At 62.8% G+C, this 14,185-nt stretch carries 10 protein-coding genes and 2 pseudogenes; 9 read left to right on the top strand and 3 right to left on the bottom strand.

Annotated features, from left to right (window positions below; genetic code table 11):
- Nucleotides 1–154 (bottom strand): isocitrate/isopropylmalate family dehydrogenase (locus BKP54_RS35335; RefSeq protein ID WP_244519057.1); only part of this gene is annotated, 154 nt, incomplete at its 3' end.
- 515 nt (nt 155–669) lie between these two features.
- Between BKP54_RS35335 and BKP54_RS23135 the strand changes: the two genes are divergently transcribed.
- The 3 genes from BKP54_RS23135 (at nt 670) to BKP54_RS35900 (ending at nt 3,737) form a co-directional block, all read left to right on the top strand.
- Complete coding sequence (locus tag BKP54_RS23135; RefSeq protein WP_025425268.1) at nt 670–1,311, top strand: LysE family translocator; 642 nt, start codon at nt 670–672, stop codon at nt 1,309–1,311.
- Between the two features lie 132 nt (nt 1,312–1,443).
- Nucleotides 1,444–3,507 (top strand): M3 family metallopeptidase, encoded by a 2,064-nt coding sequence (locus BKP54_RS23130; RefSeq protein WP_025425267.1) that lies wholly within the window; start codon nt 1,444–1,446, stop codon nt 3,505–3,507.
- Nucleotides 3,508–3,599: 92 nt separating this feature from the next.
- Complete coding sequence (locus BKP54_RS35900; protein ID WP_156408076.1) at nt 3,600–3,737, top strand: hypothetical protein; 138 nt, start codon at nt 3,600–3,602, stop codon at nt 3,735–3,737.
- 65 nt (nt 3,738–3,802) lie between these two features.
- On the opposite strand, the gene BKP54_RS23125 is transcribed toward BKP54_RS35900, so the two are convergent.
- On the bottom strand, nt 3,803–4,975 hold the full coding sequence (locus BKP54_RS23125) for a dihydrodipicolinate synthase family protein (RefSeq protein WP_025425266.1): 1,173 nt from the start codon (nt 4,973–4,975) through the stop codon (nt 3,803–3,805).
- A gap of 317 nt (nt 4,976–5,292) precedes the next feature.
- Between BKP54_RS23125 and BKP54_RS23120 the strand changes: the two genes are divergently transcribed.
- From BKP54_RS23120 to BKP54_RS23100, 5 genes and pseudogenes are all read left to right on the top strand, one after another.
- Nucleotides 5,293–6,336, top strand: coding sequence for a LacI family DNA-binding transcriptional regulator (locus BKP54_RS23120; RefSeq protein ID WP_025425265.1), 1,044 nt, complete (start codon nt 5,293–5,295; stop codon nt 6,334–6,336).
- A pseudogene (locus BKP54_RS23115) lies at nt 6,333–7,333 on the top strand (Gfo/Idh/MocA family oxidoreductase). Before BKP54_RS23120 ends, BKP54_RS23115 begins: the two are co-directional and overlap by 4 nt.
- 10 nt (nt 7,334–7,343) lie before the next feature.
- Nucleotides 7,344–8,956: pseudogene (locus tag BKP54_RS23110) on the top strand (acyl CoA:acetate/3-ketoacid CoA transferase).
- The gene (locus tag BKP54_RS23105; protein WP_025425262.1) at nt 8,949–9,728 is read left to right on the top strand and encodes an enoyl-CoA hydratase/isomerase family protein; all 780 of its coding nucleotides are present in this window, start codon (nt 8,949–8,951) and stop codon (nt 9,726–9,728) included. The pseudogene BKP54_RS23110 and the gene BKP54_RS23105 overlap by 8 nt, the downstream one beginning before the upstream one ends.
- Nucleotides 9,728–11,236 carry an aldehyde dehydrogenase family protein gene (locus BKP54_RS23100; RefSeq protein ID WP_025425261.1) on the top strand — a complete coding sequence of 503 codons (1,509 nt, stop codon included), beginning with the start codon at nt 9,728–9,730 and terminating at the stop codon, nt 11,234–11,236. The genes BKP54_RS23105 and BKP54_RS23100 overlap by 1 nt, the downstream gene beginning before the upstream one ends.
- Before the next feature lie 202 nt (nt 11,237–11,438).
- Here BKP54_RS23100 and BKP54_RS23095 read toward each other — a convergent pair whose 3' ends face one another.
- Nucleotides 11,439–12,503: a LacI family transcriptional regulator gene (locus BKP54_RS23095; protein WP_025425260.1), complete on the bottom strand. Its 1,065-nt coding sequence runs from the start codon at nt 12,501–12,503 to the stop codon at nt 11,439–11,441.
- Nucleotides 12,504–12,807: 304 nt separating this feature from the next.
- Here BKP54_RS23095 and BKP54_RS23090 point away from each other — a divergent pair, with 304 nt between their 5' ends.
- Nucleotides 12,808–14,052, top strand: coding sequence for an ABC transporter substrate-binding protein (locus BKP54_RS23090; protein ID WP_025425259.1), 1,245 nt, complete (start codon nt 12,808–12,810; stop codon nt 14,050–14,052).
- The last annotated feature ends 133 nt before the right edge of the window (nt 14,053–14,185 follow it).

The raw sequence follows: 14,185 nt of genomic DNA, 5'->3' as shown, positions 1-14,185 counted from the left end.
GGGCGTCATAGGCAGAACCGCCGACGAGGCCTTCGTCCGTCACGAAGCCGGCGCCAAGCTCGGCATTCATGTAGGCGATGATTTTGCGGACTTCCGCCATGGCTTCCGGGCCGATGCCGTCGCCGGGCAGAAGGAAGAGATTGCGCACTGTCATGGAAAGTCCTTCTCGCGGGGAAAACTCGCGCGCGTCTTAGCGCAACTTCGTATCGAGGGAAATGATCGCGACGAAAGAATTGTGCGCCAACATCCCGGCCCCGCGCCGGTTACCGGAGAAACAGCGTGCACGCCGAAAGGGTGGAATTCTCACATCCGCGGCCCGAAGCCGCAACGCCCGCACACACACGGAAAAGGATCGAGATCATGCGCAATTTCACTCACGAGATCACGACGCTTCTCGGCGCCAGCGTCAATGCCCTTGTCTTCGGCAACCGTCGAGCCAGCGGTTCCCGTCGCTAGAACACAGTTCTTCGTGTCACTGCATGCCGCCACTCTTCGGTGGAGGTCTGTCTTGCCGTTCGCGCCTACCGATTTTCGCGAAGCGACCGTGCGCCTGGAAATCCTGGAGCGTTTTTGCAGTTCCCGTTTCGACATTCTCTCGGAGCAGCCTTTCCGCTTGACGGAATCGTTGGCTGGGGATCGAATGGCCGCTGACACAACCGGGGACCCGCCATGTCCGAGACGCTGCTGATCGGTGCCTTTCTCGCCGCCCTTTCCTATACGCTCATTCCCGGGCCGGCTTTTCTGGCCTTGCTCGGCATCGGTGCCGGCCAGGGCCGCAAGGCAGGCGCCCTGTTCATGGGCGGCCATCTCGCCGGCGATATCCTCTGGTCGGGCTTGGCGCTGGTTGCGATCGTCGGCGCGCGTTCGGTCGGCACGACGATCTTCGACATTCTCGGCCTCTTCTGTGGCCTCTATCTCGGCTGGATCGGCTGGACCGCGCTGCGCGCCCGGCCGACGGGCGAAAACAGGGCGCTGATCACGGTGGAGCGACCGCTCCGGCGCGGGCTTATCTTCGGCCTGACAAACCCGAAGGGGTATCCGGTGGCGCTCGCGACCTTCACCGCCCTGCTCGCCGGCTCCGCCAACGCGCTTGAATTCGACGCCCTGCCGATGCTGCTCGGCGTCTCGCTTATCGGCTTTCTCGTTGCCGACCTGATCCTGATCGTAATCATCGGCGCGTCGGTCGTTCGGCGTTTCTATCGCCACCATGAGCTGGCGATCGTTCGGCTCTCAGGGCTGCTGTTCATCGGCTTTGCCGTCCAGGCCGTGTGGCACGCCGCCCCCGGCCTTCTCGGTCTGCGCAAGCCCTGAAACCCAAGCCCAAGTCTTGACGCTGGGGCCGCCAGCAACCACCTCAAGCTCTTCCGCCCGACGTTGTCTCCAGCTGCGTGGGCGCTCCCCTCCCCGGCCATTAGCCGGCATCCGCATGCGAAAGGATCCTTCATGACCGCCAGCACCCCGCTCAATCCTGCCCTGACGACCTGGACCGGACATGAGGGCTTGCCCCGCTTCGACCTGGTGAAGGACACGGATTTCGCGCCCGCCTTCGAGGCGGCCTTCAAGGTGCATGAAGCGGAGATCGACGAAATCGCCGGAAGCACTGATGCGCCGACCTTCGACAACACCGTGATCGCGCTTGAGATTGCCGGCGATGAGCTGTCGCGCATCTCCTCGCTCTTCTGGAACAAGGCCGGCGCCGACACCAACGAAACCATCCAGGCGCTGGAACGCGACATCGCGCCGAAAATGTCCCGGCACTATTCCAGGATCGGCACGAATGCAGCGCTGTTCAAGCGGATCGACACGCTGTGGGAAAACCGCGAAACCCTCGGTCTCGACCTTGAGGCGACGCGGGTCCTGGAGCGGCACTGGAAGGGTTTCGTCAAATCCGGCGCGAAGCTGGCGAAGGATGAGCAGGAGCGGCTGGCGGCGATCAACGAGACGCTTGCCGGCCTCGGCGCCAAGTTCGGTCAGAACGTGCTTGCCGACGAAAAGAACTGGGCCCTCTTCCTTGAGAGCGACGAGGATCTGGCCGGGGTGCCGGACTTCCTGCGCGACGCCATGGCGGCTGCCGCCAGCGACCGCGGCGAAAAGAGCAAATATGCGGTGACGCTGTCGCGTTCGATCATCGAGCCGTTTCTGACCTTCTCCGACAATCGCGAGCTGAGGGAGCAGGCCTTCCGGGCCTGGATCGCCCGCGGTGAGAATGGCGGCGAGACCGACAATCGCGGCCTCATCGCCGAAACGCTGGCTCTGCGGGCCGAGAAGGCCAGGCTGCTCGGCTATGCCAATTACGCGGCGCTGAAGCTCGACAACACCATGGCCAAGACACCGGCAGCCGTGAACGGCCTGTTGATGCAGGTCTGGGAAAAGGCGGTCTCCCGTGCCCGCGAGGAAGAGGCCGATCTTGCCAAGCTGATCGCAGCCGAAGGCCGCAATCACGACGTCATGCCGTGGGACTGGCGCCACTATGCGGAAAAGCTGCGTGCCGAAAAGTTCAATTTCTCGGAAGGCGAGCTGAAGCCCTATCTGCAGCTCGAAAAGATCATCTACGCCTGCTTCGATGTCGCCCAGCGCCTGTTCGGCATCACCGCGACGGAAAAGAAGGGCATGGCCGGCTATCATCCGGATGTGCGCGTCTTCGAGATCCGCGACGCCGCCGGCAAGCTTGTGGCGCTGTTCCTCGGCGATTACTTCGCGCGTTCGTCGAAGCGCTCCGGCGCCTGGATGAGTTCGTTCCAGTCTCAGCACAAGCTGACGCTCAAGAACGGCACCGTCGGCGAACTGCCGATCATCTACAACGTCTGCAACTTTGCCAAACCCGCTGAAGGCAAGCCGGCGCTCCTGTCGCTCGACGACGCGCGCACCCTCTTCCACGAGTTCGGGCATGCGTTGCATGGCATGCTATCCAACGTCACCTACCCCTCCGTATCCGGTACGGGCGTGTCGCGAGATTTCGTCGAACTGCCTTCGCAGCTCTACGAACACTGGCTGACGGTGCCGGATATCCTCAAGCGCTATGCGGTGCACTACCAGACCGGCGAGCCGATGCCCGAGGCGCTGCTCGACAAGGTGCTGGCCGCACGCACCTTCAACTCCGGCTTCGCCACGGTCGAGTTCACCTCGTCCGCCTTGGTCGACATGGCCTATCACACGGCGGAAACGCAGGGTGAGCCGATGGCGCTCGAAACGGCGACACTGGAAAAGATCGGCATGCCGAAGTCGATCGTCATGCGGCATCGCAGCCCGCATTTCCTGCATGTCTTCTCCGGGGACGGCTACTCTGCGGGGTACTATTCCTACATGTGGTCGGAAGTGCTCGATGCGGATGCGTTTGCCGCCTTCGAAGAGACGGGCAATCCTTTCGATCCCGTCATGGCGCGCAAGCTCAGGGACAACGTCTATTCGGTCGGCGGCTCCATCGATCCGGAAGACGCCTACAAGGGGTTCCGCGGCAAGCTGCCGAGCCCCGATGCCATGTTGGCCAAGAAGGGCCTGGCGGCCTGAGGCATGATTGTCGGTCCTACCGCGCCATCTGGCGCGATCGGCCCGACCACAGTGCGCGCGCCGTGTTGCGCGCCGCCTCGAAGTCGGAGGCGTTGCCGAGACTGCTCGGCGAAGGCCTGACCCTCAGTGCCGCCGTCTACAATCTCCTGGACAAGAAGGTCGAGCAGACGGATTTCAACACGGTGATGGAGGGCCGCCGTTTCTGGATGAGCCTGACGACAACGTTCTGAGGCCATCCGCCGGGGTCGCTGCCCCGGTCATCGACGGCGCCCGTTGCGGGCGCCGTTTTTCGTTGTCAGCCGGCCTGTTCGACGCCGAGGGTCGTAACAAAGCTCTGCATCCGCTTTGCCGCCAACTCGGGTCGATCAAGCACGTTGGCCTTGTCGGCAAGCCGGAAGATGTCGGAGTAGTGCAGCAGGCCACGCGCCGACTGCATGCCTGCCGGCATGGTGAAATGGCCCTGGTGGCCGTTCAGCCAGGCGAGGAAAACGACGCCGGCCTTGTAGTACTGTGTCGGCGTCTCGAAGATCTTGCGCGACAGCGGCACGGTCGGCTCGATGACGCCACGGAAAGTGGCCACATCGCCCTTGGCCAATGCCGCAAGCGCCTTGGAGGCGGAAGGTGCCACCGCATCGAAAATGCCGAGAAGTGCGTGACTGTATTTCGCGCCGTCGCCCTCGATGAGCTCCGCATAGTTGAAGTCATCGCCGGTGAAGCAAAGTACGCCCTCCGGCAGTCGGTTGCGCAAGGCGACTTCTTTGGCGTTGTCGAGCAGGGAGATCTTGATGCCTTCAACCTTGTCGCGGTTGGCCTGGATGATCGACAGCACCGCGTCGAGTGCCTCATTGAAATCGTCAGAGCCCCAGTAACCCTTGAGCTGCGGATCGAACATGTCGCCGAGCCAATGCAGCACGACCTTGTTTTTTGTCTGGCGCAGAATGTGACCGTAGACGTGGCGATAATCGTCGGGCGAGCGGGCGACGCGGGCAAGCGCGCGGCTTGCCATCATGATGGCGCGGCCGCCCTCACCCTCGACGAATCCGATTTGTTCCTCGTAGGCGGCAATCACGTCGTCGAGCGAGCGTGCCTCAGTGGGCGCCAGGTGATCGGTGCCCGCACCGCAGGCAAGGTCAGCGCCCGGCACGCTTCGCGCCTCGGTGAGGGAGCGGCGGATCAGTTCCTGCGCGCCCGGCCAGGCGAGGCCCATGCCGCGCTGGGCGGTGTCCATCGCCTCGGCGATCTTGAAGCCCAGGCCCCAGAGATGATGGCGGAAGGCCATCGTCCGCTCCCAGTCGATGGCGGCATTGCCCCAGGGATCGGCATCGCGAAACGGATCCGACACAACATGAGCGGCGGCATAGGCAATGCGATTGAAGGTTGGGGCGGCGCTTGGCCGCTCGATCGGGATGCCCGCCAGACTGTATCGCTCAAGTGAACCGTCATGGCGTGGCAGCGTCAGGCTTGTCATCGGCTTTCTTCTCCTCCTCGGATCGTTGCATTCGAATAATTTAGATCGTTCCAAATTTCAAGTGGGAAATCTGGCATCCGATGCCAATCGAGGTGCCAAGGCTCCGGAATGAAAAGAAAAATATGGCATAAGCCATTGTAAACAAGGATATTTATAAACAATTACAACGGTGATGCCGTGGATCTATTACCTGTATCGCTGGGACTGAGATGGCCATAGAATAGTACGGAAACCAAAAAAGTGATCCTCCACCTCTTGACGAATTTGGAACGTTCCAATTATGAATGTGAAAAATAAGGCGGGTTTGGGAGGGTGCTTTGGTCAAGGAACGGGTAACGGTGGTGGATATCGCACACGCAGCCGGCGTGTCGAAGTCGACCGTGTCGCTCGTCCTTCAGGGCAGCTCGCTGGTCAACGAGGTGACGCGCGCCAAGGTCAACGCGACCATTCGCGAGCTTGGTTACGTCTACAATCGCAGCGCTGCCAACCTGCGCCAATCGAAGTCGAAGATCATCGGCATCGTCGTCAACGACCTGACCAACAGCTTCTTTGCCGAACTGGCGGTTGGCGTCGATACCGTGGTGCAGTCAGCCGGCTTCGTCCAGTTTCTCGCCAACACGAATGAAAAGATCGAGCGGCAACGCGAGGTCGTGGCGTCCATGCGCGAGCATGGGGTCTCCGGGCTGATCATCTCCCCGGCGCGCGGCACCGAGGCTGCCGATCTGGCGCCTCTGGTCGATAGCGGCATCCCCGTCGTGCTCGTCGTTCGCGATATCGCCGACGCGGGCGTTTCATCGCTGACGTCTGACAATCATGCCGGCGCCATGGCGGCGGTGCGCCACCTGATCGAGCGGGGTCATCGGCGCATCGCGTTCCTCGGTGGTTTCCACGACACCGCCGTATTCGAGGCGCGCATGCGCGGCTACCGCGAAGCTTTGCTCGAGGCGGGACTTGATGCGGCCGAGGCGCTTGTCATCGGCTCGGCGCCATCGCGCGCCGGCGGTGTCACGGCCATCGAGCAGGCGATGATGCTTTCCGACCGGCCAACGGCCGCGCTCTGCTTCAACGACGCGGTCGCATTCGGTGTCTGCGACGGCCTGCGGGCGCGGCGGCTGGAGCCGGGCGCCGACTTTGCTGTGATCGGCTTCGACGATGTGATCGAGGCGAAGACGGCGGTGCCGGCACTGACGACCGTGTCCGTCGATCCGCAAGGCATGGGGCAGAGGGCGGCGGAATTGCTGCTGAAGCAGATCAATGCGGGCAAGGCGGAGGCCGAAGCGATTATCGGTTCGGTGCGTCTCGTCGTTCGCCAGAGCTGCGGTGCTGCGATCGAGCGCAGAACGAGGGAGGCATTGTCATGAACAGATGGGGTCTGATCGGCGCGAGCACGATCGCGCGCGAATGGGTCATTGGCGCAATTCGCGCCACCGGTGGCGAAGTGGTTTCGGTGATGAGCACCAGCGCTGAGCGCGGTGCTGCCTATGCCACGGAAAATGGCATCGGCAAGTCGGTGACGTCGGTCGAGGAACTGGTCGGTGATCCCGATGTTGATGCCGTCTACGTCTCGACCACCAACGAGCTGCACCGCGAGCAGACGCTGGCGGCAATTCGGGCCGGCAAGCACGTGCTATGTGAAAAGCCCTTGGCGATGACGCTGGAGGATGCGCGCGAAATGGTTGTCGCCGCACGCGAAGCCGGCGTGGTGCTTGGCACCAACCATCACCTGCGCAACGCCGCTGCCCACCGGGCGATGCGGGATGCCATCGCCGAAGGGCGGATCGGCCGGCGATCGCGGCACGGGTCTTCCATGCGGTCTATCTGCCGCCGCATCTGCAGGGCTGGCGGCTGGAGCGGCCGGAAGCCGGTGGCGGCGTCATTCTCGACATTACCGTGCACGATGCCGACACCTTGCGCTTCGTCCTTAACGACGATCCGGCCGAAGCCGTTGCCATCAGCCATAGCGCCGGCATGGGCAAGGAGGGGGTGGAGGACGGCGTCATGGGGGTGCTGCGCTTCCAGTCGGGCGTCATCGCCCAGTTCCACGATGCTTTCACCACCAAGTTTGCCGAGACCGGGTTCGAAGTCCACGGCACGGAGGGGTCGCTGATTGGCCGCAACGTCATGACGCAGAAGCCGGTCGGCACCGTCACCTTGCGTAATGCCGAGGGCGAAAGCCAACTGCCGCTCGATCCGGCCAATCTCTATGAAACCGCCCTTGCGGCGTTTCATTCAGCGATCGAAGGCCATGGCCAGCCCTCGGCAACCGGCGAGGACGGTGTCTGGTCGCTGGCAACCGGCCTTGCGGTCGTCAAGGCGGCAGCGACCGGTCAGGCGGCTGCGATCGAAACGGGACTTTGAGTTGATGTCGATGAACAAGCATATTTCACCCACTGAGGCCGCCGCGCTGATCCCGGATGGTGCCGTCGTTTCGGTCTCGTCGTCGAGTGGTCTTGGCTGCCCCGATCTGATGCTAAAGGCGATCGGCGAGCGTTTTGACGCAACCGGCCATCCTCGCGACCTGACGACGCTGCACCCGATCGCCGCCGGCGACATGAGCGGCATCAAGGGTGTCGATTACATCGCCAAGAAGGGACTTTTGAAGAGGATCATCGGCGGCTCCTATCCCTCGGGTCCGTCGAGTGCCGAACCGCCCCTGATCTGGCAGATGATCGGCGCCGACGAGGTTGCAGCCTACAATATCCCCTCCGGCGTTCTCTTCGACATGCACCGCGAGGCCGCCGCCAAGCGCCCTGGCGTTATGACCAAGGTCGGGCTCGACACCTTCGTCGATCCGTCGCGCGAAGGCTGCGCCATGAATGCCTCGGCGTCAGTCGAGCCGGTGGTCAAAAAGGTCGCCTTTGAGGGCGAGGACTGGCTCTATTTCAAGGCGATCGCACCGCAGGTGGCGATTATTCGCGCGACGACTGCGGACGAGCGCGGCAATCTTACCTATGAGCACGAGGGTGCCTATCTCGGTGGTCTCGATCAGGCGCTGGCCGCCCGCAACAATGGCGGCATCGTCATTGCCCAGGTCAAGCGCATCACCAAGGAAGGCTCGTTGAAGCCGCACGACGTGCGTGTGCCGGGCGTGCTCGTCGACTATGTCGTCGTCGATCCCGACCAGAAGCAGACGACGCAGACGCTCTACGATCCGGCCATCTCCGGCGAGATCTTCCGTCCGCTCGACAGTTTCCGCGTGCCGGAATTCAACATCCAGAAGGTGATTGCCCGCCGGGTGGCGCAGGAGTTGCAAACGGGCAGCGCCGTCAACCTCGGCTTCGGCATTTCGGCCAACGTGCCGCGCATCCTGCTCGAGGAGGGCCTGCATGGCGCCGTCACCTGGGTGATCGAACAGGGGGCTGTCGGCGGCGTACCGCTCCTGGATTTCGCCTTCGGCTGCGCGTCGAACGCTGACGCCTTCATGCCTTCGCCCTACCAGTTCACCTATTTCCAGGGCGCGGGCTTCGATGCCTCGCTGCTCTCCTTCCTCGAAATCGACCGCAACGGTTCGGTTAATGTCTCGAAGCTCTCCTTCCGGCCGCATGTGACGGCCGCGCCGGCGGCTTCGTCGACATTACTGCTCGAGCCAAGAAGATCGTCTTTTCCGGCATGTTCAACGCCGGCGCGAAGCTTGCCGTCGCCGATGGCAAGCTGGTGATCGAGAAGGAAGGCAAGCTGAAGAAGCTCGTCAACGAGGTCGAACACGTCACCTTCTCGGGCCGCCGCGGCGTCGAGCAGGGGCAGGACATCACCTATGTCACCGAGCGCTGCGTGATGAAGCTGACGCCCGAAGGCGTGATGCTGACCGAGATCGCGCCGGGTGTCGACCTGCAGGCACATATTCTCGACCAGTCCGAATTTCCGCTCCTTGTATCCGATCGATTGAAGACCATGGATGCGGCACTTTTCCACGAGGCGCCGATCGGCCTGAAACTGCCGGTCAAGGCTGCCCGTACGCTTGCGGGAGGCGCCCGTGTCTGAGGAGCGCATCCAGATCGCAGTCGACGGCCCGATCGCGACGATGACTGTCGCGCGTCCGGACAAGCTCAATGCCTTCGACATCGACATGCTGAAGGCGCTCGCTGCCGCCTGCGATACGGTGGAAGTGATGCGCGACGTGCGCGTGCTGATCCTGACGGGTGAGGGCAAGGCCTTCTCCGCCGGTGGCGACATCAAGGCCTGGGGCGGCATGGATGCCGCAGCCTTCGGTCATGATTGGGTGCGCTTTGGCCATCGCGTCTTCGAGCGGCTGGCGACGTTGAGAATGCCCGTCATCGCAGCGCTCAACGGCCATGCCCTCGGCGGCGGCCTGGAACTAGCCGCGGCGGCTGACATCCGGATCGCCGAAAGCCAGATCAAGATCGGCCTGCCGGAAACGAGCCTCGGCATGGTTCCCGGCTGGTCGGGCACGCAACGTCTCGTCGTCCGTTTCGGCGCGCAGATCGTGCGGCGCATGGTACTCGGCGGTGAGATGTTTACGGCAGAGACGGCGAAGGCCGAAGGCCTTGTCGATGGGGTCGTCGAGACCGGAACAGTGATGCAGGCGGCGCGCGACTACGCAGCCCGCGTGGCAAAGCGCGGCCCGGCCGCGCTCGAGATTTCAAAACTGATGATCGCCTCGGCGAACGGCGAGGACAATGGTGCCGCGGTCGAAGCGCTGGGGTCCATCCTCGTCGCCAAGACAGGCGACCTCAGGGAAGGGGTCGCTGCCTTTTCCGAAAAGCGCGAAGCCCAGTTCAAGGGAGAATGGTAATGACGGTTCTGGTGAGGCCCAAGGCACTTAGCGATCACAAGGTGCGCACGTTCCAGATGCTGATCGACGGCAAATGGGTCGACAGCGCCGACGGACGCACGATCGAGCGCGTCGCCCCCGGCCACGGCGTCGTCGTCAGCCGCTATCAGGCAGCAGCGAGCGGCGATGCCGAGCGGGCGATCTCTGCTGCCCGTCGCGCCTTCGACGATGGCCCCTGGCCGCGCATGACGGCGTCCGAGCGGTCTCTGATCCTGCTCAAGGCGGCCGACATGATTGCCGCGCGCGCCGACGAGCTTGCTTTCCTCGACGCCATCGAATCGGGAAAGCCGATCAGCCAGGCCAAGGGCGAACTGGGTGGCGCTGCCGATATCTGGCGTTATGCTGCTGCTCTTGCCCGTGATCTTCACGGCGAAAGCTACAATACGCTGGGAGACGGCACGCTCGGTGTGGTTCTGCGCGAAGCGATCGGCGTCGTTTCGATCATCACGCCGTGGAACTTCCCGTTCCTGATCGTCAGCCAGAAGCTGCCTTTTGCGCTTGCCGCCGGCTGCACGACAGTGGTCAAGCCTTCCGAACTGACCTCAGCCTCGACGCTCGTGCTTGGCGAAATTCTCGAAGCGGCCGGCGTACCGGCCGGTGTCGTCAACATTCTCACCGGCACGGGTCCCGAGGTCGGCGCGCCGATGACGACGCACGCGGATGTCGACATGATCTCCTTCACCGGCTCCACCGGCGTCGGCCGTCTGACGATGGCCAATGCGGCGCAGACGTTGAAGAAGGTATCGCTCGAACTCGGCGGCAAGAACCCGCAGATTGTCTTCCCCGACGCCAACCTCGACGAGTTCATCGATGCGGCCGTGTTCGGCGCCTACTTCAACGCCGGCGAATGCTGCAATGCCGGCTCGCGGCTGATCCTTCACCGCGACATTGCCGAGGAGGTGACGGCGCGCATCGCCGCACTCGCGGCCAAGGTCAAGGTCGGCGATCCGCTCGATCCGGAAACCCAGGTCGGCGCGATCATCACGCCGCAGCATCTGGAAAAGATTGCCGGCTATGTTTCTGCCGCATCGAAGGATGGTGCCGCTGTCGCTCATGGCGGCGCTGCACTCGATCTCGGCATGGGACAGTTCATGGCGCCAACCATTCTTTCACAGGTGCGACCCGACATGGCTGTTGCCCGCGAGGAGGTTTTCGGGCCGGTGCTGTCGGTGCTGACCTTCGAGACCACCGACGAGGCAATCCGCATCGCCAACTCCATCGACTACGGTCTGTCGGCCGGTGTCTGGAGCCGCGATTTCGACACCTGCCTGACGATCGGCCGCCGCGTGCGCGCCGGCACGGTCTGGATGAACACCTTCATGGATGGGGCTTCCGAGCTGCCGTTCGGCGGTTATCGCCAGTCCGGCCTCGGCCGCGAACTCGGTCGGCATGCGGTCGAGGATTATACCGAAACCAAAACGCTCAACATGCATATCGGCGCCCGCACCGGCTGGTGGATGCCGCGCTAACTTAGAGCATTTCCAGGAAAAGTGCGAAGCGGTTTTCCGTCAGGAAATACGTAAAAACAAAGAGATAGAGCGTCGCCGTGACTCCGTTTAAACCGGAAACGCTCTAGGGGACAAGGGGAGACGGATGATGTCGGCAGGGATCGCAGCAACGAAACGGGCAGGGGCGTCATGGCACGCCGCCGGCCTGTCGTTGTCGCGCGGTTCAGTTCGATGCCGACCAGTTGGCGGGGATCTGCGGAGAGAGCAGAAGCTGCAGTTTGTTGACGTCGGTTTCGCCGCCGATGCGCTGGAGCAGCACGCGGCCCATGTCCTCGCCCGTAGCCGTCAGATCCTCATAGATCGTTTCCACCTGGGGCTGGATCGCGCCCAGGAGGTGCGACGTCTGCTTGGCGACAATGTCGTATTCGTTGCCGAGCGTCAGGCCGCAATCGCTCATGCCGGTAATGGTGGCGAGAGCACAGACTTCGCCACCGCACATGAAACTATCAGGCGGGTCGGGCTCGGCGTAACGCTGGCGAACACGGTCGCGGATGTCGCCGGCCGGGCTGTCGAGATCGATACCGGAGAGAATTTCGTAGGCGCAGCCCGCCTCGCGCACGGCGGTCATGAAGCCGTGCTGCAGGTGGCCGCCGAAGGTGAAGTCGGTTGGGCCGCTGATCAGTGCCGGCTTGCGGCGCCCCTTGGCGATTAGCCGGCGGGTGGCCTGGTAGGAGAAGGTGAAGTTGTCGTAGTCGACATAGGCGTGCGGGGTCGAAAGCTCGGTGCGTCCGTGGGTGACGAACGGAAAGCCGATCTCCGAAAGCAACATGACGCGCGGATCGAGCGGTTCGGTGCGCGAGAAGATCAGACCATCAGCCATGCTGTTGCGGGTGATGTAGTTCACCGCCTCGACATTGGTCGTGTTGAGGAAGTTCGGCATGACGATCAGGTGATAGGACGTGCCCTGCAGCGCCTTGGCGATGCCGCTCATGATCGAGGTGCCATAGCCGAGGATTTCCTCGTGTGGGTCGAGCAGGACGGCGATGACGTTGGTGCGGCCGGTCTTCAGGCGCTGGGCGGCGCGATCGGGCGAATAGCCGATTTCGATCGCCACCTCGCGAACCCGCTTGCGGGTGTCGGCGGAGATTTGCGGCGCTTCGGCGAGGGCGCGCGAAACGGTGGTGACCGCAAGCCCGGTGATCTCGGCGATCGTGCGAAGGGTCGGCTTGCCCCGTCTGGCGGGCGAACCAATGTCTTCGGAACGGGCGGGCTTGGGGGAATCGGCCAATGCTAGTCATCCTCAAGGCGGTCAAGAGCGGCTTTTGTAACGTGGCACGAACGCTTAGGCAATCGAATCATGAAAACGTTTTAAATCTCGCGACGCGGCATGAATTGCTGCACTGCGAAACGCAAACTGTTGTATATAATTCAGCAAATTCAATTGCTTCGTGAGGTGAGGAAGTGCACGCGTGCGGAATGCTTGACTTGCTGAATTTATAACGTTTTAAATTGGCCAGCCGCTGCCTTAGGCGGTGCGATATCCGAGGCGGGAGGAGGTTCCGCTTCGATAACTTGCAAACGGGAGGATAACGATGCGCAAGTTGATGACGACGACGGCTGTTGTGGCGCTGATGATGGCGGCCACCGCCGCGCGCGCAGCAGAAAACGTGGAAGTGCTGCACTGGTGGACTTCCGGCGGTGAGGCTGCTGCGCTCGACGTTCTGAAGAAGGACCTCGAAAGCAAGGGTATTTCCTGGACCGATATGCCGGTCGCCGGCGGCGGCGGCACGGAAGCCATGACCGTGCTTCGCGCCCGCGTCACCTCGGGCAACGCTCCGACCGCAGTGCAGATGCTCGGTTTCGATATTCTCGACTGGGCCAAGGAAGGCGCACTCGGCAACCTTGACGATACCGCTTCCAAGGAAGGCTGGGACAAGGTCATCCCGACGGCCCTGCAGCAGTTCTCGAAGTATGACGGCCACTGGATCGCCGCTCCGGTCAACGTCCACTCGACCAACTGGGTCTGGATCAACAAGGCTGCCCTCGATAAGGCCGGCGGCAAGGAGCCGGCGAACTGGGACGAGCTCATCGTCCTTCTCGACAACTTCAAGGCTCAGGGCATCACGCCGATCGCCCATGGCGGCCAGCCGTGGCAGGACGCGACGATCTTCGACGCCGTCGTGCTCTCGCTCGGCAATGATTTCTACAAGCAGGCCTTCATCGATCTCGATCCGGCAGCGCTCGGTGGCGACAAGATGAAGGAAGCCTTCGACCGCATGACGAAGCTGCGCTCCTATGTCGACGACAACTTCTCCGGCCGCGACTGGAACCTCGCTTCGGCAATGGTGATCGAGAACAAGGCCGGCCTGCAGTTCATGGGCGACTGGGCCAAGGGCGAGTTCCTGAAGGCGAAGAAGGTGCCAGGCACCGATTTCGTCTGCATGCGCTTCCCGGGTACGCAAGGGTCCGTCACCTTCAACTCCGACCAGTTCGCGATGTTCAAGGTTGCTGACGACAAGATCCCGGCACAGCTGCAGATGGCCTCGGCGATCGAAAGCCCGACCTTCCAGTCGGCCTTCAACGTCGTCAAGGGTTCGGTTCCTGCACGCACCGACGTTCCGGATACGGACTTCGACGCTTGCGGCAAGAAGGGCATCAAGGATCTCGCCGAAGCCAACACCAACGGCACGCTGTTCGGTTCCATGGCCCATGGCCATGCCAACCCAGCTGCCGTCAAGAACGCGATCTACGACGTCGTGACGCGCGAGTTCAACGGTGAATTGACCTCCGATGAGGCGGTCAAGGAACTCGTCGCCGCCGTCGCGGCTGCGAAGTAACGGGCGAGGCCCGGTCCGGGACGCGAGCAAGCGTCCCGGACACTCATTCTGACATGCAAGCGTCTTCGAAGCGTCGCGTCCATCGCGGACGCAGGGGAGCGGTTTGATACAAAGAACCTGCGCGGATGCCGAT

The sequence above is a fragment of the Ensifer sp. 1H6 genome, assembly GCF_001976035.1.
Taxonomy (GTDB): Bacteria; Pseudomonadota; Alphaproteobacteria; order Rhizobiales; family Rhizobiaceae; genus Ensifer; species Ensifer canadensis.
The sequence above is the reverse complement of the archived record's forward strand: the minus strand, read 5'-3'. Positions and strand labels throughout refer to the sequence as shown.